This is a genomic window from Pseudoalteromonas sp. BSi20652, assembly GCF_000239855.1.
Taxonomy (GTDB): Bacteria; Pseudomonadota; Gammaproteobacteria; order Enterobacterales; family Alteromonadaceae; genus Pseudoalteromonas.
Window position 1 is genome coordinate 1 of record NZ_BADT01000008.1, and the last position, 814, is coordinate 814.

The 814-nt window shown below is 33.2% G+C and carries 1 protein-coding gene; it reads right to left on the reverse strand.

The window, feature by feature from the left end:
• Window positions 1-110: 110 nt before the first annotated feature.
• A complete protein-coding gene (locus P20652_RS16280; protein WP_008165532.1) occupies window positions 111-491 on the reverse strand; it encodes a hypothetical protein in 381 nt (126 codons plus the stop codon).
• Window positions 492-814: the final 323 nt, after the last annotated feature.

Consider the following 814-nt stretch of genomic DNA (forward strand, 5'->3'; position numbering starts at 1 on the left):
TGCCATAAGACACTCTGCTTACTTTTTACACTGCATAAAGGCTAGCCTTTAACTTCGGAAAGTGCAAAATTTAGAGTGGGTGTCATGTTAATTCTCGTTTGAGTAACTTGTTAGTTGCCTTTTGCAAACTGCCAAAAGTCTCTGTTTGCATATAAAACCCAATTTAAACTTTTTGGCACCATATAGAAATAAAGAATTTCGGTATCGCTTTGAAAAGCATTAAAGTTAGCCCAGTTTAAATCTAGCTGTTCAGTTAACCTTTTAGTTAAACCTGAATCTTTGTATATGCGTTCGAAAGACTCAAAGACAAACACAGTATCGTTATTTTGATACTCTAATAGGTTTGAGAAAACCTGATTAAATTGATCTTCAGATAACCAAGGCTTCAATTCTGAATTGGAGTTTTTAGTGATTTCCCAAAAATTAGAAGTAAGCTTTAATTCTTGGTCATTTTCAGTATCGATAATCGATTTCAAATCATCAAAATTCAACTGTGACTCCTAAGGCAACTAACAATTTTATAGTGCGCTCATTGCGCATATATCTGCCAATGTCACGCTCATGTATTCAATAATTCTTTTTAACAAATAACTTAACACATTGCTACATATAATTTTTTACTAGCACTCAAACTCTCAATAAAAGACAAAATGCGCTCGTCGCTCATTTTCTTGAATATGGGAGCAGTACAACTAAACTGTATATAAATACAGTGCCATTATTGGTGGTAATATGAAAACACGTTCTCCATTTTTAAATTATATAGCCGATTATATGTTGGTACGTCAGTATTCATTACGCACCGTAGATACTT